Origin of the sequence: Ruegeria sp. ANG-S4, assembly GCF_000814005.1 — a bacterium.
Classification (GTDB): Bacteria; Pseudomonadota; Alphaproteobacteria; order Rhodobacterales; family Rhodobacteraceae; genus Ruegeria.
The window spans coordinates 496,889-521,071 of the sequence record NZ_JWLK01000005.1; the positions used below are offsets into that span (position 1 = coordinate 496,889).

The window sequence follows — 24,183 nt, forward strand, 5'->3', positions numbered from 1 at the left end:
TGGAAAACCTGCGCCCTATGTCGTCTGCTTCGTTAGCCGCCTTGTGCCCTGCCGGAATGCGACAGCGTCAGGCGACGGCTTCGGCAAAGCTGGTCCGGAATGTCTCGGACAGTTCGGCAAGCGGTGCCTCTGAATTGCCAATCCTGACCGCGTCGCCTGTAAATCGACCGACCGAGACCAGCGGCACGCCAGCCTGACCGGCAGTGATCATAAGCGCCTCGGCCTGATCAAAGTTGCAAGCAACCAGATACCGCGCCTGATCTTCGCCAAACAGAAACTCGGTCGCGGCGTCGTCCAGGTGCAGCCCGACGCCCGCTGCTTCGGCCAGCTCGAACGCAGCCAGGGCAAGACCACCGTCGCCAAGATCGGTGCAGGCCTTGATCATATCCCGGTTCGTGCGGATGAAATCGCCATTGCGCCGTTCGGCATCCAGATCAACCTGCGGGGCATCGCCGTCTTCACGGTTGAACACTTCTGCCAGCAGGGCGGATTGGCCAAGGTGGCCCTTCGTTTCGCCGATAAGCAGCGCCACATGTCCCTCGCGCACTTCGTTGCCGATGACATCATCCGTGTGCGCCAGCAACCCAACCGCGCCGATGGTGGGAGTCGGCAGGATCGCCTGTCCATCGGTTTCATTGTAAAGTGATACGTTGCCGGAAACGATTGGCATATCCAACGCTGCCACCGCGGCCCCAATGCCCTGGATCGCACCGACGAACTGGCCCATGATTTCGGGCTTTTCCGGGTTGCCGAAATTCAGGTTGTCGGTTGTCGCAAGGGGCGTGGCCCCAACGGCGGTCAGGTTGCGGTATGCTTCGGCCACAGCTTGCTTGCCGCCTTCGACCGGGTTGGCGCGGACATAACGCGGGGTGACGTCGCTGGTGAAGGCCAAGGCTTTGTCTGTTCCGTGAACACGGATCATTCCTGCGCCCAGTCCCGGAGTACGGGCAGTGTCGGCCATGACCATCGTGTCATATTGTTCATAGACCCATTGCTTGCCCGCATAGTTGGGCGACGCCAGAAGGGCCCGCAACCCGTCGATAGGGTCGATCTGGGGTACTTCCTCAAGTGGGGTCGCTTCGGGTGTTGGTTCCCATGCCCGGTCATATTCGGGCGCCGTCGAGGAGAGTTTCGACAGGACCAGATCGGCTTTGACCTCGCCGTTATGCATGATCAAAAAGCGGTCTTCGGCGATCGTTTCACCAACAATAGCAAAATCGAGGTCCCATTTTTCGAACACGGCGCGGGCTTCGGCCTCAAGTTCGGGCTTGAGAACCATCAGCATGCGTTCCTGAGATTCAGACAGCATCATTTCATAGGCCGTCATATTCTCTTCGCGCTGGGGCACGTTTTCCAGGTCAAGACGCACGCCAAGGCCGCCCTTGTCGCCCATTTCCACGGCCGAGCAGGTCAGGCCCGCCGCGCCCATATCCTGAATAGAAATCACAGCGCCTGTTTGCATCAGCTCCAGCGTCGCTTCCATCAGGCGCTTTTCGGTAAATGGATCGCCGACCTGCACCGTGGGGCGTTTTTCTTCGATGGTGTCGTCAAATTCGGCCGAGGCCATTGTTGCGCCACCTACACCGTCACGCCCCGTCTTGGCGCCAAGATAGACAACCGGCATCCCGACGCCCGAAGCGGCTGAGTAAAAGATCTTGTCACTGTCGGCCAAACCGGCGGCAAAGGCATTCACGAGACAGTTGCCGTTATAGGCCGGGTGAAACCGTACTTCCCCACCAACGCAGGGCACGCCAAAGCAGTTGCCATAGCCGCCAATACCCTCGACAACGCCGTTGACCAACTGGCGGGTTTTGTGATGTCCCGGCTCACCGAAGGACAGGGCGTTCATCGACGCAATCGGTCGCGCGCCCATTGTGAAGACATCCCGCAGGATACCTCCGACACCGGTCGCGGCACCCTGATAAGGTTCGATGTAGGACGGGTGGTTGTGGCTTTCCATCTTGAACACCACGGCCTGGCCATCCCCGATGTCGACAACGCCTGCGTTTTCGCCGGGACCGCAAATGACCTGCGGGCCAGACGTTGGCAGCGTGCGGAGCCATTTCTTGGACGACTTGTACGAGCAGTGTTCGTTCCACATGGCCGAGAAGATACCCAACTCTGTAAATGTGGGTTTGCGCCCGATGATCTCGAGGATCATGTCGTATTCCTCGGGCTTGAGCCCATGTGCGGCAATCAGATCGGGTGTGATGGCGGGCTCTTGCATCGTCTGTCCTGTGTCCAAGTGGGCCGAGATTGCGCGCCTTTTAGGGCAAGGGGCCGCCAGTTGAAAGGGTCAAGTCCGCACAGGTCGGTTATGGCAAAGAAAAACGGAACCCACGAGATGGCAGGTTCCGTTTACGGTATCCCGGTCGAAGCGGTGTACCGCGCGCGCGGCAACAGCGTTATGCCGGATTCTGAGCCTTGTTTGACGCGTCAGCCGCAGCGGCGCCAATGGCTGCCTTCTGCTCCTCTGACATGTTTTCAGCTTCCTCCAGCCCCGGGATCGCGACGCGCACTTCGCGGCGCGCAAAGTCGATGCCGTTTTCCTTGAACGCAGCTTTGACCCTGTTGAAGATTTCCTTCCGAAGGGTGAACTGCTTGCCGGGTTTGGCCATGAACTTGCCACGGATAATCATGCCGACATCATCAAAATCGAACACGCCCTGTGACTTGAAGGGCTGCAGGAACCCATCCTTGTGGGTTTCGTCCTCCATCATCTCGGCGCCGATCTTTTTGAAGATCTTTTTGACCTTGTTGGGGTCAGTGTCGAACGGCACAGTGAACTTGAGCTTCATGATGACCCAGTCGCGGCTGTAGTTGGTCAGCTTCTGAATCTCGCCATAGGGAATGGTATGGACCGGCCCGCGATGGTGGCGCAGCTGCATTGACCGGATCGAGATCTTTTCGACCGTGCCCGTTGTCCCGCCTACGTCGACATATTCTCCGACGCGAAAGGCATCGTCGATCAGGAAGAAAATACCACCCACAATGTCCGATACCAGTTTCTGCGCACCAAAACCGATGGCCAAACCCAAGACACCGGCACCGGCAAGCAGTGGCGTGATATTGATGCCCAAAGCACCAAGCGCCAGCAACCCGAAGATCACGGCGATTGTGACCTGAGCGGTCACCCGCAGCAGCGGCAGAACGGTGGCCAGACGAGACCCGCCGGATCCACCGCCTTCGCCAGCTTCTTCGTCCGGGCTTTGATCCGCGGTTTGTTCCTTGGCCAAACGGCGGTTGATCCAAAGCGAAACAACCTCGTTCAGGATGTATCCCACAGCGATGATGATGAAGAACTGGATCAGCTTGCTGCCGGATTCGTCGCCACCGCCCGCGATTTCTTGCAGATCGAGGTCCCAGGCCCGGGCGATCATCAGGATGACAAGAATACCGGCCAGAACGCGGCCAATCCGAATGTAGCTGCGTTTTGTCGACTTATAGGCCCGTTCGGCCACCGGACCTTCGCCCATCATCGGAGGCTGAAGGTGGCGCACCAATCCACGGATCAAAGTGTCCAGCGCTGGTGCGATCAACAACCAGAACATCGTCGCGAAGTGAGCGCCTTGTACCAGCAATGCTAGGGTCGAGGGATGGCGCTGCGCCACCAGAAATTCGACAAGCAGCCAGATCACCGCCGACACGCCAATGGCGAAATAGGGGTAATAGTGCGCCACCTCTTCGTCGAACTTTGTATGATCGGGGTCGGTGCCCAGCATCATCTGCGACAGGCCTTCGCGCGCCTTCCAGGCGATCAGAGCAATGTAGATGTGGATACCCGCATTCAGCCAGAAGCCAATGCGCGTCTCACCGCTTGTGATGCCGTTCAGCCGGTTGAAATGCAGCAGGAACAGCGTGAAGCCAATCAGGATCAGCAAGCCGATCAGGTTGCGATGCAGGTACTTGGCCCAATGATCGTCAATATTGACCAAGCGGTAATGCGGCTTTTTGGGCGCCAGTACAAAACGCGACGCGGCCGCGCCAACACGCGGTATCCAGATCAGATAGAAAACGAAGGGCGCGGCGTATGTAATCTGTTCCGGTGTCAAAAGCCCTCGGCCAACGGCGCGAATGACCACGTAGAAGACCACCAGACCGGCTATTTCACGGCAAAAGCGGGCAAAAAGATAACGAACAGCGCCCCAAAGATCGCCATCGTTGTCAGCCTCGTTCAGCACGTGCCACCGCCGTGTCAGGAACTCGAACGCCTTTTCCGCAATGAAACCAACGACCAAAACGCTAAGGATCAAGCCCATCAAGGCGAAGGCGCCGGCCGTTCCGAAGGTTGACGTAAAGTTGCTTACGGCATCAACCTGCGCATGGAAAATGTTTGGAACGGTCATGATGACTTGCGTCCACGACGCGACCATCTCGGCCCAGATTTCATTGATTTCCGTGATCGGATCTTCGCGTTCTTCCGCCTCTGCCGCATTTTTTTCTGCGACGGCATCCAACCGTTCCAGCAGTATCGAGCGAACCTGATCGTCCGACATGCGCGCAACGAGATCGTCAACCTGTTCCGGCGTCAGATCTTCTGGAATGGAAACCGGAGCTGTCGTGGTGCTGTCCTGCGCGTAAACCGGAAATGCAAGAAAAATCACCGAAGCCAGCGCCAGAATAAGGCGGAGTGGGTGGAACATTGATTTGCCCTCGAATGCAAAATTTTGGTCGTTTTTTCCGCATCATAGGAGCAGTTGGCTGATTTTGACAGCGCGATGTGTTGGAAATGGCAAAAAACCAAAAAAAAGGCCGAGCACTAAGCTCGGCCATAGTCCAACAGGGAGGTATGAAGATGATGAGCGTTTCAGCATCACCGCCTTCGATTGCTCATTTAGGGATCACACTGTGAACGATCAAGGGATTTTCTCTAAGATTGATACATGCCTGCTATGCTGCAGGCGCATAGCTAGAGTTTTCCCAATTGCCTCAACTGCTTGCGATGCACGATGATCTCGTCCTGAACAAAGTCCCGGAAGGCGGCAATACGCTTGGAATGGCGCAGTTCCTCGGGGTAGGCGAGATAGACGGGAACATCCGCGCCGCTGATATCGGTCGGCACCTGTACAAGATCGGGGAAATCCTCGGTCACATAGTTTGGAAGCACGCCGATCCCCAGATCGTGCAGGACACCCTGAAGTACGCCGAAATAGTTGTTCACCGTCATCAGAGAACCGGGGTTGTACGTCATCAGTTGCCGGACCATCGCTGCGCTGGCCGAGACCTGCGCGGCAGACGGGGTTTGGCAAATGAGCCTGTGATTTGCGATATCCTCAAGCGTTTCCGGCGGTCCGCCACGCTCGTCCAGATAGGCGCGGGTGGCAAACAATTGCATCTGAACCGTCATCAGGCGTTTGCGCACAAGGTCGGCCTGGCTGGGTTCCTTCATCCGAATGGCGACGTCTGCCTCGCGCATCGGCAAGTCCAGAACGCGTTCTTCCAGCATCAGGTCGACATTTATATCGGGGTACTTTTCATAAAGCTTGGGAAGGCGAGGGGCCAACCACAGTGTTCCGAAACCGAAGGTCGTGGTCACACGCAGAACGCCAAAAACCTCATCCTCGCTGTCGCGAATCCGCGCGGCTGTTGCGTCCAGTCGCTTGGTCATCGCCTTGGTCGCATCGAACAGCAATTCGCCCTGCTCGGTCAGAATCAGGCCGCGGGCATGGCGATGGAACAAGGTCGCATCCAGTGATTCTTCCAGTGCGCGGATCTGGCGGCTCACGGCAGATTGAGACAAATTGAGCTTGTCTCCTGCGTGTGTCAGGCTGCCCGCATCCGCGACGGCGTGAAATATTCTGAGTTTGTCCCAATCCATCAACGCAACTTTCGTTATCCGTTTGCAGCCCTATATGAAAGACGTGGCAAATTCCATAATCAAACCCGGAAATCGTTACAGCAAAGGGGAAAAATGCTATACAGGTCAGCAATTGTGACCTAAAATGCATGATAATGAAGCACACTAATCCGACGAGGGGAGACGTCAGATGAGTCAGCCAAAAGTATCCCTGAATGACAGGTTCGATCTGTCTAAAAGCCCCGTCTTGATGAACGGCACCCAAGCGCTTGTGCGTTTGATGCTGATGCAGAAGGCGCGCGACAAAAACGCGGGGTTGAATACGGCAGGTTTGGTGACGGGTTATCGCGGATCGCCGCTTGGCGCCGTCGATCAACAGATGACACGCGCTCAAAAGCAACTGACAGAAAGCGACGTCACCTTTCAGTTCGGATTGAACGAAGATCTTGCAGCGACGGCGCTTTGGGGCAGTCAGCAAGCCGGGCTGCGGGGTGACGGCAAGTATGATGGCGTTTTCGGCCTGTGGTACGGCAAGGGCCCGGGCGTTGATCGCTCGGGTGATGTCATGCGCCATGCCAACATGGCGGGCACGGCCAAACATGGCGGCGTGCTGATGGCAATGGGCGACGACCACACCGGCGAAAGCTCGACCGTCCTGCACCAGTCCGAGTGGTCGCTGGTTGATATGTACATGCCCGTGGTCAGCCCTGCCGGTGTGCAAGAAATTCTGGACTATGGCGTCTACGGCTTCGCGCTTAGCCGGTTCGCGGGTGTTTGGGTCGGCCTGAAGACCATGAAGGACACGATCGAGGTTACGTCCGTTGTAGATGGGTCCATAGATCGCATGAACGTGGTGACGCCAGAGTTCGATATGCCCGAGGGTGGCTTGAACATCCGCCTTGGCGATACGCCGCACCTGCAGGAAGCGCGTGTGATCGACTACAAACGATTTGCCGCAGAAACGTTTTCGCACGCCAACAAGCTGGACAAAAGGGTATGGGGCAAGCCCGGGGCCAAGATCGGTATAGTCGCCGCCGGTAAAAACTGGCTGGATCTGGTTCATGCGATGTCACTGCTGAACATTGATACAGATGAGGCCGAGCGTCTGGGTATTACCACCTACAAAGTCGGCCAGACCTTTCCTTTGGATATGAAAGGGTTCCACGATTGGGCCGAGGGTCTGGATCTGATCGTGATCGTCGAGGAAAAGCGCAAGCTGATCGAAGTTCAAGTCAAAGAAGCTATTTTTGACGATCGCCGCGGACGGCGCGTGTATGGCTGGTACAAGGGCGGCGCGGGAACGCTGCATCGCGAAGAACTGTTCCCAACCCGTGGTGCGCTCGACCCGATCATGATTGCCGAAAAGCTGGGCGGTATCCTGATCGAAGAAGGACGCGACACCGATGGCGTTCGGGCCGGTCTGGAAGCCTTGACCGAAGCGCGACGGGCGGACAACGCGCAGGAAATTGCAGCCCGACTGCCCTATTTCTGCTCGGGTTGCCCGCACAACAGTTCGACCAAGCTGCCGGAAGGCAGCCGAGCCTATGCCGGTATCGGTTGCCACTACATGGTTCAGTGGATGGACCGCGAGACCACTGGTTTCACGCAAATGGGTGGTGAAGGGGCGAACTGGATCGGCGAAGCTCCGTTTTCGACCACCGAGCATGTGTTTCAGAACCTTGGTGACGGAACCTACAATCACTCGGGCGTGCAGGCCATCCGGGCGGCTTTGGCAGCCGGAACCAATATGACCTTCAAAATCCTGTTCAATGATGCTGTCGCAATGACCGGCGGGCAGGACAACGACGGCGACCTGACCGCAGAACGGATCGTGGACGAGGTCAAGGCGATGGGCGTTCAGAAAGTCGCGCTTGTCTATGACGAAAAAGAAGATGTGAACCTAAAAGCGCTGCCGGCCGGTGTCGAAACACACGAGCGGGCAGAGTTGAATTCGGTGCAGGAAAAGTTCAGGGAAATCAAAGGCGTTTCAGTCATCGTTTACGTTCAGACCTGTGCTGCCGAGAAACGCAGGCGGCGCAAGCGGGGCACGTTCCCTGATCCAGACAAGCGCGTTTATATTAACCCGGATATCTGCGAAGGTTGCGGCGATTGCGGTGTGCAATCGAATTGCGTGTCGATCGTTCCCAAGGAAACCGAACTGGGCCGCAAGCGGGCCATTGATCAATCCAGTTGCAACAAGGATTTTTCCTGCCTCAACGGGTTTTGTCCGTCTTTTGTCACCCTGGAAGGTGCACAAATCCGGAAAGAGGCCACGACCGAGGTCGACCTGCCCGACCTGCCGGACCCGGACCTGCCAGAGATCAACGGAACGCATAACGTGGTGATCACCGGTGTCGGAGGAACGGGCGTGGTCACGATAGGTGCGGTTCTTGCACAGGCCGCACAGGTTGACGGAAAAGGCGCTGGGATGATGGAGATGGCCGGGCTCGCCCAGAAGGGCGGCGCGGTGCATATCCACTGCCGTCTGGCCAACGCGCCCGAAGATATCAGTGCCATTCGTGTTGCCACCGGCGAGGCGCATGCGCTGATTGGCGGCGACCTTGTGGTGTCGGCGGGTGCCAAAACACTTGGTCTGACACAGACAGGCCAGACCGGGGCGGTCGTGAACAATCATGAAATCGTAACCGGTGACTTTACCCGGGATACCGAGTTTCGCATCCCCGGCGATCAGCTTGAGCTGGCCTTGCAGGCGCGTCTCAAGAACCGTCTGGACCTGTTTGATGCCAGTGCCCTGGCGCGGGCAGTCATGGGGGATTCAATCTACTCCAACATGATGGTCTTTGGTGCGGCGTGGCAAAGAGGACTAATTCCCATTCGCCATTCTGCCATTCAGCAGGCCATCGGACTGAACGGCACTGCCGTTGAACGCAACAAACGCGCTTTTGAAGTGGGTCGCTGGGCCGTTCTGCATCCCGAAGCGGTCGACGGAATCTTGGGTCAAAACGTGACCGAACTGCCGAAGACGCTGGATCAGATCATCGCGTTCCGTGCCGACCATCTGGTTGCGTATCAGGGAAAGGGTCTGGCCAAACGCTATCGCAAACTGGTCGACGCAATTGAGGATGAAGAAGTTCGCGAAGCCGTTGCGAAAGGCTATCATAAGCTGTTGTCCTATAAGGATGAATACGAGGTTGCCCGGCTATTGCTTCAGACGCGCGACAAAGCCGCGGCCGAGTTCGATAGCGACTTTAAAATGACGTTTCATCTTGCGCCGCCTGCCATTGGCGGCAAGGAAACGAACGGGCGCCCGCCAAAACGCGCGTTCAGCGAACGGTTCTTGGGGCTGTTCAGGCTTTTGGCCCGTTTGAAATCGCTGCGCGGAACACCGCTCGATATTTTTGGCTACACGGCCGAGCGCAAGATGGAGCGGGCGCTGATCAAGCAGTACGAAAAGGATATGAATGAAGTTCTGCCGAAAGTGAGCGCCGAAACAAGGGACGCTGTCGCCGCGCTGGCGCGGCTGCCTCTGGACATTCGCGGTTTCGGGCCGGTCCTCAAGGCGAACGAAGCCAAGGCTGCAAAGCGGCGCGAGGAACTGCTGGCGGTCATACGCGACGGAGGCCCCGACATCCGGGCTGCGGCGGAGTGAAGCGTCACGACCTTGTCATGTTTTCTGGGCAAAATTGTTACCTACGTTTAAAGTACAGGCAGTCAACCGGAGATACTGATGCCCTCGCGCCGCCACGTCGCACGTGACATTTCTTATGCCTATTCCGCCGAGACAAAAGGCGGACGGATGGTCATCAAGCTGATGGAGAACACGACCGGGCGTCTGCGCCTGATCAAGCGCGCGGATGGTTACGAACGCGATGTGGCCAACGGTCGGGACTTTTGGAGTGTCATGGTCGAGCGGTACGGCCTGTCTTTGGATGTGGTCGATGGCACCCTGTCGAACATACCGAAGGATGGTCCACTGATTCTGATTGCCAATCACCCATACGGGATCTTGGACGGGCTGATGATGGGACATATACTGTCGCAGACCAGGGATGATTTCCGCATTCTGGCGCATCGCGTTTTCCGCAAGGCTGAGGACCTCAACGAGATTATCCTGCCGATCTCGTTCGACGAGACGAAAGAGGCGATGAAGCTGAATCTGGAAACCCGCAAAACATCGCTGAAATACCTCGGAGAAGGCGGTGCCATAGGCATTTTCCCGGGCGGAACTGTCAGCACCGGTGTGAAACCGTTTTCACACCCGATGGATCCCGGTTGGCGCGGGTTCACGGCACGAATGGTGGCAAAGTCAAACGCGACCGTCGTGCCCGTTTTCTTTGACGGACACACGTCGCGCTTGTTCCAGGTGGCAAGCCATTTGCACAATACGCTTCGCATGGGTTTGCTGATCAAAGAGTTCAAAAAACGCGTCGATACCCCTGTTCGGGTCGTGGTGGGTGAGCCGATCGGTCGTGACGTTCTGGACCCGCTGGCCAAAGACTCGCGCAAGATGATGGATTTCCTGCGCAAAGCCACGTATGAGCTGTCCCCAGAGCCGTTGGAGTCATATGACTACGGCTATGAATTTGAGGAACGGCATCGCGCCTGAAGGGGCAAATGGCAGTTGGTATCTTTGATTCCGGTTTGGGCGGCTTGACTGTCCTGAACGCCGCGCAGAAACGTCTGCCGGACGTTGATTTCCTGTATTTTGCCGACAGCGCACATGCACCTTACGGTGTTCGCAACGCCGAAGATATCTATCAGCTCACCCGCACTGCAGTGCACGACTTGTGGGCGCGCGGGTGCAATCTGGTGATTCTGGCCTGTAACACCGCCAGCGCAGCGGCTCTGCGCCGGATGCAGGAAGAGGGTGTACCCGAAGGCAAGCGCGTCCTCGGCGTTTTTGTCCCCCTGATCGAGGCGCTGACCGAACGGCAATGGGGTGACAACTCGCCGCCGCGTGAGGTCGAAGTGCAGCATGTCGCGCTGTTCGCAACGCCTGCCACGGTGTCCAGCCGGGCGTTCCAGAGAGAGCTGGCCTTTCGGGCGATCGGTGTTGATGTCGAGGCTCAGGCATGCGGCGGGGTTGTCGACGCGATTGAGGATGGCGACATGATCCTGGCCGAGGCTTTGGTCCGGTCCCATGTCGACGCGCTCAAGCGCAAGATGCCGGCCCCGCAGGCGGCCATTCTGGGCTGTACACATTACCCGTTGATGGCGGACACCTTCCAGCAGGCGCTTGGCCCGCAGGTCACCGTGTACAGTCAGGGGGACCTGGTCGCCGAAAGTCTTGCTGATTATCTGACCCGACATGCGAACATGCAGGGTGATGGCGAAAGCGGTTTTCTGACGACCGGCAAGCCCGGCGTGGTCAGTGATCGGGCGACGCAATTCCTCCGACGACAAATCACTTTTGCTGCCGCCTGATCCAGGTCAAGGACGGCGTGGAAAACTCCTATAACTCACAGACCGTCGCATCGGCGGTCGTGACATGTGACACTCAAGTAAAAGAGGTCTGATATGACCCATAAAATCGCAATCCTTGGCGCTTCGGGATACACCGGCGCGGAATTGGTGCGGCTGATTGCCGAGCACCCGAACATGGACATCGTCGCGCTTTCAGCGGAACGCAAAGCCGGGCAATCCATGACACAGGTTTTCCCGCATCTGCGGCATCTCGATCTACCTGTGCTCTGCAAGATTTCCGAAATCGACTTTTCCCAGGTCGATCTGTGCTTTTGCGCCCTGCCGCACAAGACCAGCCAAGAAATCATTCGGGACTTGCCGGCAACATTGAAAATCGTCGACCTGTCTGCGGACTTCCGGCTCAGTGATCCCGAAGAATACGAAAAGTGGTACGGCAATCCCCATTCTGCCGTGGCGCATCAGGAAGAGGCCGTTTACGGCCTGACCGAGTTTTACCGCGATGAGATCCGCGCGGCCCGTTTGGTTGCGGGCACTGGCTGCAACGCTGCGACAGGGCAGTTTATGCTGCGGCCCTTGATCACCGCGGGCGTAATTGATCTGGACGACATCATTCTCGACCTGAAATGCGCAGTCTCGGGCGCCGGGCGCGCGCTGAAGGAAAACCTGCTGCACGCAGAACTCAGCGAGGGTGCCAACGCCTATGCCGTTGGCGGCGCACATCGGCATCTTGGTGAGTTTGATCAGGAGTTTTCGAAGCTGGCCGGGCGGACTGTGCATGTTCAGTTCACCCCACACCTGATTCCGGCCAACCGCGGTATCTTGGCGACCTCATACGTAAAAGGCGATCCTCAGAGCGTCTTTGAGACTTTGCAGTCCGCTTATGAGAACGAGCCATTCATTGAAGTCCTGCCGTTTGGCGAAACGCCCTCATCCCATCATGTAAGGGGGTCGAATTTCTGCCATATCGGTGTTGTAGGCGACCGGATCGAACGTCGCGCCATTATTGTTGGCGCGCTCGATAATCTGACAAAAGGTAGCAGCGGCCAAGCCTTGCAGAATGCCAACCTGATGTTAGGTGAGGACGAGACTCAAGGGCTGATGATGGCCCCCTTGTTCCCGTGAGGACGGAATGAAAACACTCAAGAAACGCCGTCGAGTACAGATCATTGTCCTGGCTGTTGTGGCTTTGGCATTGTCGACGGCGTTGATTGGGTACGCAATGCGTGATGGGATCAATTTCTTCCGATCACCCAGCCAAGTCATAGCCGAACCGCCCAAACCCACCGAGGTGTTCCGGATTGGCGGCCTCGTAGAAGAAGGCTCGATTGTGCGCGGGCAGGGTGAAACGGTGCGCTTTGTGGTGACGGATGGGGGCGAAAGCGTTCCAGTCGCCTTTACTGGTGTTCTGCCCGATCTCTTCTCTGAAAACCAAGGGATGGTTGGCACCGGCAGTTACGTGAACGGCGTGTTCGAAGCCACTGAAATACTGGCGAAACATGACGAGACTTACATGCCAAAAGAAGTCATGGACGCGTTGAAAGAACAAGGTGTTTATAAGGAACCCGGCGAAAGCTGATCGCGGCAGGACTTTGTGGCCTTGACGACCACAACTATCAAAAGCGATTTAGGCGAGCGTTTTGCGGCCAGACCTGCCGCAACGTCCTTACTGTTTTCAACGATTTAACGTGTTCCCCGGACGGTTTGGACCACCGCAAACAGGGGGGATGCCATGCAAAGCGTGCGCGAAATCGCCAATGCAATCGTTGACCGTGAAGGGGGGTTCGTAGACGACCCTGACGATCCGGGTGGGGCCACTAAACATGGTGTGACCATTCACACCCTGCGGCGTTTGGGGTTGGACCTGACGGGCGATGGCGCCGTCGACCGCGCGGATGTGCGAGCGCTGACAAAACGGCGTGCGGTCGAAATCTTTGTGACCCATTACTTTGACAGGCCCCGTATCGACCTGGTTCCGGGGTCTCTGCAACCGTCACTATTCGACATGTATGTCAATGCTGGAGCGCAGGCCGTCAAAACGCTTCAGCGCTTGTTGTGCGAAATGGGGTTTGATGTTTCCATTGACGGGGCAATCGGACCACAGACAGCTTCTGCATCTCACAAGGCCGCCGGATCTGATGGTGAATTGCTGCGCGACGCGTATGGCGTTGCCCGGCGCAACTATTACTTCCGTCTGGCAGATAGTCGCCCCTCGCTTCGAAAATACGCCCGAACGCGTGCGGGATCAAAAGGGGGATGGATCAAACGCGCCGAAGAGTTTCTCTCGCCGCGATACCACCTCAGTCAATCGGAGTTTGAAAAAAGGGTTTCGGCATGGGACTGATTTCCGGAATTTTTAGCCTGCTGTTTGGCGGTGGGCGCAACGTTGTGCGTGAGACGACCGAGGTGTTCCGCGAAAATGCCGACAATGCGGCGGAACGTTCTGTCATCCTTCGGGATCAGGTCATGGCCCAGTTTGGGTCCGAGTTTCAATCGGACCGCAAGGGCGCGTTCGACCGGTTCATGGACGGGCTAAACCGTTTACCACGGCCAGCTATGGCGTTAGGGACACTGGCGCTTTTGGCCGCGGCCATGATCGACCCGCTCTGGTTTGCGGCGCGGATGCAGGGGATCGCTTTGGTGCCAGAGCCGCTTTGGTGGCTTTTGGGTGTGATCGTCTCGTTCTATTTCGGCGCACGACATCAGGCCAAGGCGCAAGACTTCCAGCGCCAGATCGGCGCGACCTTGCTGAATGCGCCCACGGTTTTGGAGAATTTGGACGCTCTGAAAAGATTGAGCGACGCCGCCGAGGTTTCTGCCGAACTGTCGACTGGGGACATAGACCCAAATCCGGCGTTGGATGACTGGAAACGCAAACGCGAAAGCAGGGCCGCGACATAATGTGCGGTGGCTAAAGCCGAATGTGAATGGCGCAGGCCTTCTGCGGGCTATATATTCAGCGCATGATTACCGAGCTCGGCCATTTCGCACTGATCCTAGCCTTCCTTGTCGCCATCGTGCAAAGCGTGGTGCCCTTGATCGGGGCGGCCAAGCGCTGGACCGGGTGGATGGCCTTTGCCGAACCGGCGGCGATTTCGCAGTTTTTGCTGACCGCATTTTCGTTCGCAGCGCTTGTTTGGGCGTTTACGACGTCCGACTTCTCGCTGCGGATTGTGGTCGAAAACAGCCATTCGTTGAAACCGATGCTGTACAAGGTCAGCGGAACGTGGGGAAACCACGAAGGCTCCATGCTGCTTTGGGTCCTGATCGTTACGATTTTCGGTGCCATGGCGGCCGTTTTTGGCGGTGGGTTGCCACCAACCCTGAAAGCGCGGGTGCTGGCCATTCAGGGCGCAATCGGCGTTGCGTTTTTTGCGTTTATCCTGTTCACCTCGAACCCGTTCGACCGGTTGGCCGTGCCGCCCTTTGACGGGCGTGATCTGAACCCGCTGCTGCAAGACCCCGGTCTCGCGTTCCATCCTCCGTTTTTGTATCTCGGTTATGTCGGCCTGAGCATGGCATTCAGCTTTGCCGTGGCCGCCCTGATCGAAGGGCGCGTGGATGCGGCCTGGGGCCGTTGGGTACGCCCATGGACGCTTGCGGCCTGGGTTTTTCTGACAATCGGAATCGCGCTAGGGTCCTGGTGGGCCTATTACGAACTGGGCTGGGGCGGGTTCTGGTTCTGGGATCCGGTCGAGAACGCCAGTTTCATGCCTTGGCTGCTGGCGGCAGCGCTGTTGCATTCCGCAATCGTGGTGGAAAAACGCGAGGCTTTGAAAAGCTGGACAATCCTGTTGGCCATCATCGCCTTTGGCTTTTCATTGATCGGTACTTTCATCGTTCGTTCGGGGTTGCTGACATCCGTTCACGCCTTCGCAAACGACCCCGAGCGTGGGGTGTTCATCTTGTTAATCATGGTGGTGTTTATCGGCGGCGCCTTGACGCTTTTCGCGGCGCGGGCGCAAGCGATGGAAGCCAAGGGTGTGTTCGGCATGGTCAGCCGAGAAAGCGCCCTGATCCTGAACAACGTCCTGTTGGCCGTAAGCTGTTTTGTGGTGTTTTTTGGAACCATGTGGCCGATGGTTGCTGAAATGGCCTTTGACCGAAAACTCTCGGTTGGGCCGCCGTTTTTCAACGCGGCTTTCACACCTTTCATGGTTGCATTGGGAATAGCGCTGCCTGTTGGCGCAATGTTGCCGTGGAAACGCGGCCGGTTGGGTCGCGCGGCCTGGTCACTGCGCTATGCGTTCATTCTGGCCGTCGCGCTGGCGGTTCTGGTTTGGGTCATGCAGACCGGGCGCAGCGCCCTTGGCCCCATTGGTCTGTTTCTGGGCGCCTGGATCACCTTCGGCGCTCTTGTCGATCTTTGGAGCCGTACAGGCCGATCCGGCAGTATCGCCCGGCTGTTCCGGTTGCCCGGCGCGGATTGGGGTAAGGCGGTCGCTCATACCGGGTTGGGGGTCACCATGTTCGCCGTCGCCGGTCTGACCGCGTGGGAGGTCGAGGACATCCGCGTCGCACAGCCCGGACAACCTTTCGAAGTCGGCCAGTTCACGCTGACCCTGCAAGACGTTCGCCGCGTTCAGGGACCGAACTATTATTCGACGATGGCAGACATTGGTGTTCGGAAAAACGGGCAGGAAATCACGACGCTGCACCCCGAAAAGCGCGAATATCCGGTGGCGCAGATGCCCACGACCGAGGCCGCGATCGACTATCGGTTCTTGCGTGACCTTTATGTCGTGATCGGTGATCAGCAGTCTGACGGTGGTTGGGTCGTGCGCACGTATATCAAACCATTGGCCAACTGGATTTGGGCCGGGTGTATTTTGATGGCACTGGGTGGTGCGCTCAGCTTGTCGGATCGGCGTTTCCGCGTGGCGGCAGGTGCGCAAAAGTCATCCAAATCCGGGGTTCCCGCCGAATGAAACGGCTGGTTCTCATAGTTTTGCTGTTGGCATCCCCGGCACTGGCCGTGCAGCCGGATGAAATTCTGGATGACCCGGCGCTGGAGGCCCGCGCCCGCGACCTGAGCACCGGCTTGCGGTGTCTGGTCTGTCGCAACGAAAGCATCGATGAAAGCAATGCAGAGCTGGCCCGCGACCTGCGCATCCTTCTGCGCGAGCGTTTGGTGGCGGGCGACACCGACCAGGAAGCCGTGGACTTTATCGTCGCGCGGTATGGTGAATATGTGCTGCTAAAACCGACGACCTCGGGCGCGAATATTCTTCTGTGGCTGGCTGGTCCTGCGATGTTGCTGATCGCAGGTGCTGTTGGCTTTGCATTTGTCAGCAAGCGCGCGCGGTCCCAGAAAGCGGACACAGCTGATCGTCTGACCAAGGAAGAACAGGACCGCCTGCGGCAAATTCTGGAAGACTGACGTCCAGTTACGCTTTCCCTCGGGTCCGAATTGCGTCAGGGTTTGCCAAACTCTGTGCAGGCGAGGTTTTACATGGAATACGAAACGGTCCACCTGGACATCACTGATGGTTTGGCTGTCCTGACTCTGAACCGGGCCGACAAGATGAATGCGCTGACCACGCGTATGCGGGCCGAGATCACCCATGCGATGAACCACGCTGCAGGCAATGCGCGTGCCGTTGTGTTGACGGGTGCCGGGGATGCGTTCTGTTCCGGCCAGGATCTGGGCGATGCGTCAAGCACCGGAAAGATCGACCTTGGACGCGCGTTGCGGGACGAATACGAACCCATGCTGAAATCGGTCTATGACTGTCCGGTTCCGACCATTGCGGCGGTCAATGGTCCGGCAGCCGGGGCAGGGGCCAATCTGGCGCTTTGTGCCGATGTGGTGATCGCGACCGAAAGCGCCTATTTCCTGCAGGCTTTCGCGCGGATCGGTTTGATCCCGGATGCCGGTGGTACGTGGTTCATGCCGCGTCAGATGGGGTTCGCCAAGGCGATGGGGGCTGCGTTGTTTGCGGACAAGATCTCGGCGCGGCAGGCTGACGACTGGGGCCTGATCTGGGAGGCCGTCGCAGACGATGAGTTCGAATCCCATTGGCGCAAGCGTGCAGCTTACCTGACAAATGGCCCGACTGCAGGGTTTGCCGCGATCAAACAGGCCATTCGTGGCACCTATGACAAAACGCTGCCACAGCAACTGGCGACCGAGGCGGATTTGCAGGAAAACTGCGGAAGAACCCGCGACTTTGCGGAAGGTGTCGTTGCTTTTCTGGAAAAACGGCCCCCGAAGTTCGAGGGCCATTGAGCGCGTCAGGCGCGACGGCGACGTCTGCCGCGCCGCTCAGGCTGGACGCCTGTCTCTTCCGTGCCGTCCGAGTCGGATGAAAAGGCGCCCAGTGCCTGGGTTATCTGGTCCAGCGTAGGGCGTGTGTTGCGCGGGATCGTGTCCAGCGCCTCACGCATTTTACGAAGGTGAACCGGCATGGTTCCACAGCAACCACCGATGATTGTTGCGCCCGCATCGCGGGCCATCACCGCATATTGTGCCATCAAGTCCGGCGTCCCGTCGTAGTGGATGCTGCCGTTGACGTATTTAGGAATGCCCGCGTTCCCTTTTGAGATCAAAGGACGTTCGGTACCCTGTGCAACAAATCCCAAAACCGTGCGCAGAATATCCGATGATCCGGTGCCGCAGTTTGCACCAAATGCGATTGGGGGATTTGGCAGAGTTTCAATAATCATTGCCAGATCCGCGGATGTCACGCCCATCATCGTGCGCCCGGCGGTATCGAAACTCATGGTTCCGCACCACGGCATGTCGGCAAGAGCAAAAGCCTCGGCTGCCGCGCGAAACTCTTCCGGTGCGCTGATGGTCTCGACCCACAGAACGTCCGCTCCGCCTTCCTTGATGGCCTCAGCTTGTTCATGGAACATTTCAACAGCGTCGCTGTGCGTCAGGCTGCCGACCGGCTCCATGATTTCGCCCGTCGGGCCAACCGATCCGGCCACGACAACCGTGCGCCCGGCCTGATCCGCCAATTCGCGTCCCAATTCGGCCCCGATCCGGTTCAATTCGGCCACGCGGTTCTGGGCGTCGTGAAGTTTCAGACGCGCTGCGGTGCCACCGAATGTATTGGTCAGAAACAGATCGCATCCCGCATCGATCCATCCTTTGTACAAGGCGCGAATCTTGTCTGGCGAGTCGACGTTCCAAAGCTCGGGCGCGTCGCCGGACTGAAGACCCATGTTGAACAGGTTCGTACCGGTCGCACCATCCGCCAGAATTGCGTCGTTGGTTTCCAAAAGCTTGCTGAGCGCGTTTGTCATTGGACTATTCCGAAAATTGGCCAAAAAGGCCGACAAAAACAGAGACGCCCCGTGTCTCATGACCGGGGCATCAAATCAAATTCATAAAACTCATGAAGATCATGAGTGTGGCGCAAATTGCGTCAGTTGACCTCGCTCAGGATCTGCGCTTTGGCTTCGGGAAGAAGTTCTGCCATCTTGGCGCGGATTTCTTCGGCCGACGACAAGCTGCCCAGATCGCCCGATACTTTGCGAACGACATCCTCGTGGCCGGCTTCTTCCATGTCGGCGATCACCACGGTTTTGGCATAGTCTTCTGCGTCGCCACCGGACTTGCCCAGCTTTTCAGCAGCCCAAAGGCCCAGAAGCTTGTTGCAGCGCGCTTGCGCCTTGAACTGCATTTCCTCGTCATGAGCGAATTTCGCTTCAAAGGCGTTTTCGCGTTCGTCAAAGGTGGTCATTGGTTGAGGACCTCTTGGGTTACACATCGTTTACTGATGATATGACTGTACACTGCGCAAGGTTCAAGGGATTTGCGCTGCGTCAAACTCCCCCGGTGCCGCGAACTTGCGGGAAAGCGGGGGTTGCACTATGAGGGCGCCAACGCAGAGGGACTCATTCCTTCGCCCCGGACTGGAAAGGTCGCAAATGGCGCGTCGCAAGAAAATCTACGAAGGCAAAGCCAAAATCCTCTATGAAGGCCCCGAACCGGGTACGATCGTGCAGTATTTCAAGGACGACGCTACCGCGTTCAACGCCGAAAAGAAGGACGTGATTGACGGCAAGGGCGTGCTGAACAACCGCCTCAGCGAGTTTTTCATGACCGGCCTGACGCAGATCGGCGTGCCAAACCACTTTATCCGCCGCCTGAACATGCGTGAACAACTGGTGCGCAACTGCGAGATTGTGCCGCTGGAAGTGATTGTCCGCAATTATGCCGCCGGAACGATGTCGAAACGTTTGGGGATTGCCGAAGGCACACAGTTGCCGCGTCCGATTGTCGAATATTGCTATAAGGACGATTCACTGGGCGATCCGCTGGTCACCGAAGAGCATATCGCCGCCTTTGGCTGGGCCAGCCAGCAGGACATGGACGATATCCTGAGCCTTGCGTTGCGCGTGAACGATTTCATGAGCGGTGTGATGCTGGCCGTCGGGATTCGGTTGGTGGACTTCAAGATCGAGATCGGACGTATTTTCGACGGCGACTACCAGCGATTGATCGTGGCCGATGAAATCAGCCCTGACGGCTGCCGCCTGTGGGATATCGAAACCGGTCAAAAGCTGGACAAAGACGTTTTCCGACGCGATCTGGGCAGTTTGACGGACGCGTATTCCGAAGTCGCGCGCCGTCTTGGCGTTTTGCCCAAAAGCAACGTCACGAAGCCGACGCTGATAAACTGAAGCAACCCTGCCACGCAGGGTTGTCCAGACAATTCAAGCGCGGTATCCCGCGCGCAAATAAACGGGCTGGCAATCGGTCCCAGAGTGGAGTTTTCGAAAATGAAGGCACGGGTGCATGTGATGCTCAAAAACGGGGTGCTGGACCCGCAAGGCGAAGCCGTTCGGCACGCATTGGGTGCCATGGGCTTTGACCAAGTCGAAGGCGTCCGTCAGGGCAAGGTGATCGATCTGGAACTGGCCGAAGGTTCCACCGAAGCAGATATCACCGAGATGTGCGAAAAGCTGTTGGCCAACACGGTCATCGAACGGTACGAAATCGAATTGGTCTGAGTTTTCTCAGGGTCCGACCTAGGAGGGTCCATCATGCGCGCAGCCGTAATCGTTTTTCCCGGGTCCAACTGTGACAGGGACCTCGCCGTTGCCTTCGAACGGGCCGGGTTTTCGGTCGATATGGTTTGGCACAAGGATTCCACCTTGCCCGATGGCGTCGATATCGTTGGGGTCCCGGGCGGTTTCTCTTATGGCGACTATCTGCGTTGCGGCGCCATAGCCGCACAATCGCCGATTTGCAAAGCCGTGGTGGAACACACTGAACGCGGCGGCTATGCGATGGGCATATGCAATGGGTTTCAGGTTTTGACAGAAACCGGCATTCTGCCGGGCGCTCTGCTGCGCAATGGCGGCCTGAAATACATTTGCCGCACCGTAGGGTTGAAGGTTGAAACCAGCAACAGCGCTTTCACCGAAGGATACAACGCCGGCGACGTGATCGACATTCCTATTGCGCATCATGACGGCAACTATTTTGCTGACGACGAAACGCTGGCCGAGTTGAAAGATCAGGATCGTATTGCGTTCTCTTACACCGACAATCCCAACGGTTCGCGCGACGATATCGCTGGCATCCTGTCGCACAACCGGCGCGTGTTGGGGATGATGCCGCATCCCGAGCGGGCGGCGGATTCAGGCCACGGAGGCACCGATGGGGTGGCGCTGTTCCGCGCATTATCTGGTGTCCTGACGCCAGCGTGACTTGAGGTCGATGTCGCGGACGCGTAGCGTCGAGAGATGAGTTCAGACGTTCAATCAGACGGCTCCGGGTTCCTGAACCGGCTCCGCGTGTCGCCACTCGGCTGGCGACTGCGTCTGGCGATTGCCATACTGTTGATTGTCACTGTGGCGACGGTCTGGATTACCAATGGCCTGTTGACCAGCCGCTTCACGGAATCGACGCGCAACCGGGCCGAACTGCGCCTGGCGCTGTATTCCGGCAACTTGCTGAGCGAACTGCGCCGCAACGCCATTGTTCCGCAATTGCTGTCGCGTGACCCAACGCTGATTTCAGCGCTGCAATCGAGCGATTACACTTTGTCCAGTCAGCGCCTGATTTCATTCGTCGAAGAAATCGGTGCCGCCTCGCTGGTTCTGTTGGACAGCGACGGGCTGACACGCGCCGCAACCGACCGCAACAAGCTGCAGGAAAGTCACCGAAATACTCCGTATTTTATCGACGCGATCCGGTCGAACGCCACGATTTTCTCGGTCATTCCACGCGAGTCGGGGGGGTATAGCTTCCTGTATTCGCGTCGGATCGAAGCCAATTCCGAGATTCTGGGCGTAATTGTGGTCGAAGTCGACTTGCAAAAGTTCGAACGTGCCTGGGCGGGTATCTCGGACGCGGTCATGGTCACGGACAGCACCGGAACAATTATTCTGTCGACCGAGCCTCAGTGGCGCGGGTTGGATGAGAATGCGGCGATGCTGCGCCAACCGCCGCAGGGCGCGATCCAGCGCGCGATCCGGGCAACGACGGATTGGACCGCGCTGCCCCCGGACGCCTATCTGCAGGGCGAGGCGGTGATGCGGATGGAGACGCGCATTCCGTTCCGCGGCTGGCAAATGACCTCGTTCACCACATACTCGTCAATTCGCGAACGGGTTAACAGCGTTCTGGCGCTGGAAATCATGGCATTTGCGATTCTTCTGGCGCTGGCCTTTTATGCCCTCAGCCGCAGGGCCACGTCGCGCATGACATTGTTCCAGCGCGAGTCGGCGGAGCTTCGCGCATTGAACTCGAGGCTACAGCGGGAAATTGCTGAGCGCGAAAGGGTTGAAAAGACGCTGGAAGTCGCCGAGCAAACGCTTGCCCAAAGTTCAAAACTTGCGGCCTTGGGCGAGATGTCGGCGGCAGTCAGTCACGAACTGAATCAACCGCTGGCGGCGATGAAAACCTATCTGGCGGGGGCGCGGCTTTTGCTGCGTCGCGATCGGTCCGAAGAAGCACTGGCCAGCTTTGGCCGGATTGATGGGCTGATCGAACGAATGGGCGCGATTACGCGTCAGTTGAAGTCTTATGCCCGCAAGGGTGCTGACGCATTTTCCCCTGTAAATCTTGGCGAAGCGCTGGCTTCCTCGTTGTCCATGATGGAACCTCAGCTGCGGCAGCGCCATGTGAAAATTACCCAGATCCTGCCGGATGAACCCGTTATCGTGATGGGGGATCGCATGCGGATCGAACAGGTCATGGTCAACCTCTTGCGCAATGCGCTGGACGCGACCAAATCTGTTGATGAGCCCGATGTGGAAATTATTCTTGCGGCAGGCGATACTGCCGTCCTGACGGTGCGGGATAATGGCCACGGTATCGAGGACATCGAGAACCTGTTCGAGCCGTTCTACACCACCAAGCGACCCGGTGACGGGGTCGGCCTGGGGCTTGCCATCTCGTCCGGGATCGTGAACGACCACGGGGGACGACTGACCGCCCGCAACGGACAGCACGGGGGCGCTGTTTTTGAAATGCAGCTCCCGATACTTGGAAGCGACGGCCTTGAGGCCGCGGAGTAACGAGGAATGACTATGGCACAGGCCATGAAAATCGCCATTGTGGACGACGAACAGGACATGCGCCAATCCATCAGCCAATGGTTGGCGTTGTCCGGCTATGATACTGAAACCTTTTCCAGCGCAGAGGATGCGCTCAAGGTTTTGGGCCCGGAATACCCGGGCATTGTGATCTCGGACATCAAGATGCCCGGTATGGATGGAATTCAGCTGTTGAAAAAGCTGATGGGGGCAGACAGCACGCTGCCCGTCATCATGATCACCGGCCATGGTGATGTGCCTATGGCGGTCGAAGCCATGCGTGTTGGCGCGTTCGATTTCCTTGAAAAACCGTTCAACCCAGACCGCATGTCCGAGTTGGCGAAACGGGCCAGCAACGCGCGGCGTCTGACGTTGGACAACCGCGCCCTGCGGCGCGAATTGTCTGGCGGCACGCAGATCATGAACAAGCTGATCGGCGCTAGCCCGGTCATGGAGCGGCTGCGCGAGGATATTCTGGATCTGGGGCAGGCTGACGGGCATGTTCTGATTGATGGTGAGACCGGCACCGGCAAGACGTTGGTTGCTCACGCGCTGCACGCGGTTGGCAGCCGGGCAGGAAAGAAATTCGTTCTTGTGTCCTGTGCGGCGCTGGAAGAAGACGCGCTTTCGAAACGCCTGTTTGGCCCGATGATGCCGGAAGACACCCAACTGCCCGCGATCGAAGAAGCGCGCGGTGGAACGCTGGTTCTGGAAGATGTCGAAGCCCTGAGTGATACTTTGCAAGCCCGTTTGCTGAGCGTGATGAACGAGCAGGGCACGCCAGCGGAGACGCGCATTGTCGCGATCTCGAACTTGCAGGAGGCAGGCAAGACCAGCGAAGACGTGCTGCGCCCGGATCTGTTTTATCGACTGGCCGCGCTTCGCATCACCATGCCGCCGCTGCGTCAGCGGGGTGAAGACATTCTGACGCTCTTCACGCGCCTGAGCGAACAGTTCGCGGAAGAATACGGCTGCGACTCGCCACAGGTCAGCGCACAGGAAGCTGCGCAGCTGTTGCAGGCCCCGTGGCCCGGTAACGTACGGCAGTTGATCAATATTGCGGAACGGGCCGTGCTTCAGTCCCGGCGCGGGTCCGGTACGATTGCATCGCTTCTGATGTCCGATCATGAAGAAATGCAGCCGGTGATGACGACCGAAGGCAAGCCGCTGAAGGAATATGTCGAAGCGTTCGAACGGATGTTGATCGACAATACGATGCGTCGCCACAAGGGTTCGATCGCGTCCGTGATGGAAGAACTCTGCCTGCCGCGTCGAACGCTGAACGAGAAAATGGCGAAGTACGGATTGCAACGCTCGGATTATCTGTAGGGCAGGCGAGGGGGCCAGCCCCCTCTTGAGCCGCAGGCTCAATTCACCCCCGGGATATTTATGGCCAGATGAAGGGATCCTGCGCAGCGTTCTGCGGGCGCTGTGCAGTTTGCCCATTGTCTTTTCCACAGGACTGCTTTTATTGTGACCGAACGGGCCGGGCATTTTTGCGCCCT

20 protein-coding genes are annotated in these 24,183 nt (G+C 57.8%); 15 read left to right on the top strand and 5 right to left on the bottom strand.

Annotation, left to right across the window (positions count from 1 at the left end):
• Positions 1-67: 67 nt before the first annotated feature.
• The 3 genes from purL to RA28_RS15355 all read right to left on the bottom strand — a co-directional run bounded on the left by purL (position 68) and on the right by RA28_RS15355 (position 5,818).
• Positions 68-2,227 carry a phosphoribosylformylglycinamidine synthase subunit PurL gene (gene purL / locus RA28_RS15345; RefSeq protein ID WP_039530496.1) on the bottom strand — a complete coding sequence of 720 codons (2,160 nt, stop codon included), beginning with the start codon at positions 2,225-2,227 and terminating at the stop codon, positions 68-70.
• Positions 2,228-2,405: 178 nt separating this feature from the next.
• A complete protein-coding gene (locus RA28_RS15350; RefSeq protein ID WP_039530498.1) occupies positions 2,406-4,643 on the bottom strand; it encodes a mechanosensitive ion channel family protein in 2,238 nt (745 codons plus the stop codon).
• A gap of 266 nt (positions 4,644-4,909) precedes the next feature.
• A complete protein-coding gene (locus tag RA28_RS15355) occupies positions 4,910-5,818 on the bottom strand; it encodes a LysR family transcriptional regulator (protein WP_039530500.1) in 909 nt (302 codons plus the stop codon).
• 169 nt (positions 5,819-5,987) lie between these two features.
• Here RA28_RS15355 and RA28_RS15360 point away from each other — a divergent pair, with 169 nt between their 5' ends.
• The 10 genes from RA28_RS15360 (at position 5,988) to RA28_RS15405 (ending at position 17,408) form a co-directional block, all read left to right on the top strand.
• Positions 5,988-9,407: an indolepyruvate ferredoxin oxidoreductase family protein gene (locus RA28_RS15360; RefSeq protein ID WP_039530502.1), complete on the top strand. Its 3,420-nt coding sequence runs from the start codon at positions 5,988-5,990 to the stop codon at positions 9,405-9,407.
• A 78-nt stretch (positions 9,408-9,485) separates the two neighbouring features.
• Complete coding sequence (locus RA28_RS15365) at positions 9,486-10,364, top strand: lysophospholipid acyltransferase family protein (protein WP_039530505.1); 879 nt, start codon at positions 9,486-9,488, stop codon at positions 10,362-10,364.
• 8 nt (positions 10,365-10,372) lie between these two features.
• On the top strand, positions 10,373-11,182 hold the full coding sequence (locus RA28_RS15370; RefSeq protein WP_039530507.1) for a glutamate racemase: 810 nt from the start codon (positions 10,373-10,375) through the stop codon (positions 11,180-11,182).
• A gap of 93 nt (positions 11,183-11,275) precedes the next feature.
• On the top strand, positions 11,276-12,304 hold the full coding sequence (gene argC / locus RA28_RS15375; RefSeq protein WP_039530510.1) for an N-acetyl-gamma-glutamyl-phosphate reductase: 1,029 nt from the start codon (positions 11,276-11,278) through the stop codon (positions 12,302-12,304).
• A gap of 7 nt (positions 12,305-12,311) precedes the next feature.
• Entirely contained in the window at positions 12,312-12,758 is a 447-nt protein-coding gene (ccmE, locus tag RA28_RS15380; protein WP_039530512.1) for a cytochrome c maturation protein CcmE, read from the top strand.
• Positions 12,759-12,911: 153 nt separating this feature from the next.
• Positions 12,912-13,523 carry a holin-associated N-acetylmuramidase gene (locus tag RA28_RS15385; RefSeq protein WP_039530514.1) on the top strand — a complete coding sequence of 204 codons (612 nt, stop codon included), beginning with the start codon at positions 12,912-12,914 and terminating at the stop codon, positions 13,521-13,523.
• Positions 13,514-14,080: a holin family protein gene (locus tag RA28_RS15390; protein ID WP_039530517.1), complete on the top strand. Its 567-nt coding sequence runs from the start codon at positions 13,514-13,516 to the stop codon at positions 14,078-14,080. The genes RA28_RS15385 and RA28_RS15390 overlap by 10 nt, the downstream gene beginning before the upstream one ends.
• A 62-nt stretch (positions 14,081-14,142) precedes the next feature.
• A complete protein-coding gene (locus RA28_RS15395) occupies positions 14,143-16,107 on the top strand; it encodes a heme lyase CcmF/NrfE family subunit (RefSeq protein WP_039531689.1) in 1,965 nt (654 codons plus the stop codon).
• The gene (locus tag RA28_RS15400) at positions 16,104-16,559 is read left to right on the top strand and encodes a cytochrome c-type biogenesis protein (RefSeq protein ID WP_039530519.1); all 456 of its coding nucleotides are present in this window, start codon (positions 16,104-16,106) and stop codon (positions 16,557-16,559) included. Before RA28_RS15395 ends, RA28_RS15400 begins: the two co-directional genes overlap by 4 nt.
• Before the next feature lie 72 nt (positions 16,560-16,631).
• A complete protein-coding gene (locus RA28_RS15405; protein ID WP_039530522.1) occupies positions 16,632-17,408 on the top strand; it encodes an enoyl-CoA hydratase-related protein in 777 nt (258 codons plus the stop codon).
• 5 nt (positions 17,409-17,413) lie between these two features.
• On the opposite strand, the gene bmt is transcribed toward RA28_RS15405, so the two are convergent.
• The gene (gene bmt, locus RA28_RS15410) at positions 17,414-18,430 is read right to left on the bottom strand and encodes a betaine--homocysteine S-methyltransferase (RefSeq protein WP_039530523.1); all 1,017 of its coding nucleotides are present in this window, start codon (positions 18,428-18,430) and stop codon (positions 17,414-17,416) included.
• 122 nt (positions 18,431-18,552) lie between these two features.
• The gene (locus RA28_RS15415; protein ID WP_039530525.1) at positions 18,553-18,870 is read right to left on the bottom strand and encodes a DUF1476 domain-containing protein; all 318 of its coding nucleotides are present in this window, start codon (positions 18,868-18,870) and stop codon (positions 18,553-18,555) included.
• Positions 18,871-19,057: 187 nt separating this feature from the next.
• On the opposite strand from RA28_RS15415, the gene purC reads away from it, so the two are divergent.
• From purC to RA28_RS15440, 5 genes are all read left to right on the top strand, one after another.
• Positions 19,058-19,813, top strand: coding sequence for a phosphoribosylaminoimidazolesuccinocarboxamide synthase (gene purC, locus RA28_RS15420; RefSeq protein ID WP_039530528.1), 756 nt, complete (start codon positions 19,058-19,060; stop codon positions 19,811-19,813).
• 99 nt (positions 19,814-19,912) lie between these two features.
• Positions 19,913-20,143 (top strand): phosphoribosylformylglycinamidine synthase subunit PurS, encoded by a 231-nt coding sequence (gene purS / locus RA28_RS15425; protein WP_039530530.1) that lies wholly within the window; start codon positions 19,913-19,915, stop codon positions 20,141-20,143.
• A 33-nt stretch (positions 20,144-20,176) separates the two neighbouring features.
• The gene (gene purQ, locus RA28_RS15430; RefSeq protein WP_039530532.1) at positions 20,177-20,845 is read left to right on the top strand and encodes a phosphoribosylformylglycinamidine synthase subunit PurQ; all 669 of its coding nucleotides are present in this window, start codon (positions 20,177-20,179) and stop codon (positions 20,843-20,845) included.
• A gap of 36 nt (positions 20,846-20,881) precedes the next feature.
• Positions 20,882-22,660: a sensor histidine kinase gene (locus RA28_RS15435; RefSeq protein WP_052261476.1), complete on the top strand. Its 1,779-nt coding sequence runs from the start codon at positions 20,882-20,884 to the stop codon at positions 22,658-22,660.
• Between the two features lie 12 nt (positions 22,661-22,672).
• Entirely contained in the window at positions 22,673-24,007 is a 1,335-nt protein-coding gene (locus RA28_RS15440) for a sigma-54-dependent transcriptional regulator (protein WP_039530534.1), read from the top strand.
• Positions 24,008-24,183 lie beyond the last annotated feature (176 nt).

Bases quoted from the DNA above. Each gene is read 5' to 3' on its own strand.
- purS (WP_039530530.1), top strand. From the start codon at position 19,913: ATGAAGGCACGGGTGCATGTGATGCTCAAAAACGGGGTGCTGGACCCG.
- purQ (WP_039530532.1), top strand. From the start codon at position 20,177: ATGCGCGCAGCCGTAATCGTTTTTCCCGGGTCCAACTGTGACAGGGAC.
- RA28_RS15415 (WP_039530525.1), bottom strand. From the start codon at position 18,870: ATGACCACCTTTGACGAACGCGAAAACGCCTTTGAAGCGAAATTCGCT.
- RA28_RS15360 (WP_039530502.1), top strand. From the start codon at position 5,988: ATGAGTCAGCCAAAAGTATCCCTGAATGACAGGTTCGATCTGTCTAAA.
- argC (WP_039530510.1), top strand. From the start codon at position 11,276: ATGACCCATAAAATCGCAATCCTTGGCGCTTCGGGATACACCGGCGCG.
- purL (WP_039530496.1), bottom strand. From the start codon at position 2,227: ATGCAAGAGCCCGCCATCACACCCGATCTGATTGCCGCACATGGGCTC.
- RA28_RS15350 (WP_039530498.1), bottom strand. From the start codon at position 4,643: ATGTTCCACCCACTCCGCCTTATTCTGGCGCTGGCTTCGGTGATTTTT.
- RA28_RS15435 (WP_052261476.1), top strand. From the start codon at position 20,882: ATGAGTTCAGACGTTCAATCAGACGGCTCCGGGTTCCTGAACCGGCTC.
- RA28_RS15440 (WP_039530534.1), top strand. From the start codon at position 22,673: ATGGCACAGGCCATGAAAATCGCCATTGTGGACGACGAACAGGACATG.
- RA28_RS15400 (WP_039530519.1), top strand. From the start codon at position 16,104: ATGAAACGGCTGGTTCTCATAGTTTTGCTGTTGGCATCCCCGGCACTG.
- RA28_RS15395 (WP_039531689.1), top strand. From the start codon at position 14,143: ATGATTACCGAGCTCGGCCATTTCGCACTGATCCTAGCCTTCCTTGTC.
- RA28_RS15385 (WP_039530514.1), top strand. From the start codon at position 12,912: ATGCAAAGCGTGCGCGAAATCGCCAATGCAATCGTTGACCGTGAAGGG.
- RA28_RS15355 (WP_039530500.1), bottom strand. From the start codon at position 5,818: ATGGATTGGGACAAACTCAGAATATTTCACGCCGTCGCGGATGCGGGC.
- purC (WP_039530528.1), top strand. From the start codon at position 19,058: ATGGCGCGTCGCAAGAAAATCTACGAAGGCAAAGCCAAAATCCTCTAT.
- RA28_RS15370 (WP_039530507.1), top strand. From the start codon at position 10,373: ATGGCAGTTGGTATCTTTGATTCCGGTTTGGGCGGCTTGACTGTCCTG.
- RA28_RS15365 (WP_039530505.1), top strand. From the start codon at position 9,486: ATGCCCTCGCGCCGCCACGTCGCACGTGACATTTCTTATGCCTATTCC.
- RA28_RS15405 (WP_039530522.1), top strand. From the start codon at position 16,632: ATGGAATACGAAACGGTCCACCTGGACATCACTGATGGTTTGGCTGTC.
- ccmE (WP_039530512.1), top strand. From the start codon at position 12,312: ATGAAAACACTCAAGAAACGCCGTCGAGTACAGATCATTGTCCTGGCT.
- bmt (WP_039530523.1), bottom strand. From the start codon at position 18,430: ATGACAAACGCGCTCAGCAAGCTTTTGGAAACCAACGACGCAATTCTG.
- RA28_RS15390 (WP_039530517.1), top strand. From the start codon at position 13,514: ATGGGACTGATTTCCGGAATTTTTAGCCTGCTGTTTGGCGGTGGGCGC.